1 protein-coding gene and 1 pseudogene are annotated in these 993 nt (G+C 61.6%); both read right to left on the minus strand.

The genetic code is table 11. The features are described 5' to 3' along the window. Positions 1-626: 3-hydroxyacyl-CoA dehydrogenase NAD-binding domain-containing protein (locus AC1D00_RS42770; protein ID WP_477014872.1), on the minus strand; the 626-nt coding region annotated here is incomplete at its 3' end. Positions 627-834: 208 nt separating this feature from the next. Next, positions 835-993, minus strand: a pseudogene (locus AC1D00_RS42775) (electron transfer flavoprotein subunit alpha/FixB family protein); the annotation flags it as partial.

A 993-nucleotide genomic window follows, 5' to 3' on the forward strand; every position in this document is an offset into this window, starting at 1 on the left:
CCTTCGTACAGCGTGTAGATCGCCTCGTTGATCATCGGCAGCAGGATGCGGTTGACGATGAAGGCCGGGAAATCCTCGGAGACCGCGACCTGCTTGCCGAGCTTGGCGACGAATTCCTTGGACGCCTCGAAGGTCGCATCGTCGGTGGCGATGCCGCGGATCAGCTCCACCAGCTCCATCAGCGGCACCGGATTCATGAAGTGAATGCCGATGAAGCGCTCGGGCCGGTCGGTGGCGGCGGCAAGGCGCGTGATCGAGATCGAGGACGTATCCGAGGCGACGATCGCCTCGGGCTTCAACACGGCGCAGAGCTCGTGGAAGATCTTGCGCTTGACCTCCTCCTTCTCGACCGCGGTCTCGATCACGAGATCGCAGTCGGCGAGGTCGTCGAGCTTCTCGGCGGCCACGATGCGCGACAGCGCCTTGGTCTTGGCCTCCTCGGTGACGACCTTCTTGGAGACCTGGCGGGCCAGATTGCCGTTGATGGTGGCCATGCCCGACTTGAGGCGATCGGCCGAAACGTCGTTGAGCACCACGTCGAAGCCAGCCAGCGCCGCAACATGCGCGATGCCATTGCCCATCTGACCCGCGCCGATCACGCCGACCTTCTTGATCACTGCCGCCATAATGTCATCCACCGGAACGGCGCGCATATCGCGCCTGTCTATCCCCCAAGCCGGGAGGTCTGATTTGATCAGAACCGTGATTTAATCAGAACCTGGGCTCGAAACCTAGATTGGATCGCTCCCCCGGCGTGCCCCACGCCAAAGAAAACGCCTCATAAATGCAACACCGGCCGGAGTTTATACCTCCGGCCGGTGTTTTGAACGTCTTTTACTTGCCGAGTTTGCCGAGTTCGGCGGTCAGCTCCGGAACCGCCTGGTAGAGGTCGGCGACCAGGCCGTAATCGGCGACCTGGAAGATCGGCGCGKCCTCGTCCTTGTTGATCGCGACGATCACCTTGGAGTCCTTCATGCCGGCCAGATGCTGGAT

It is taken from the genome of Bradyrhizobium sp. P2_E8, from assembly GCF_056403875.1.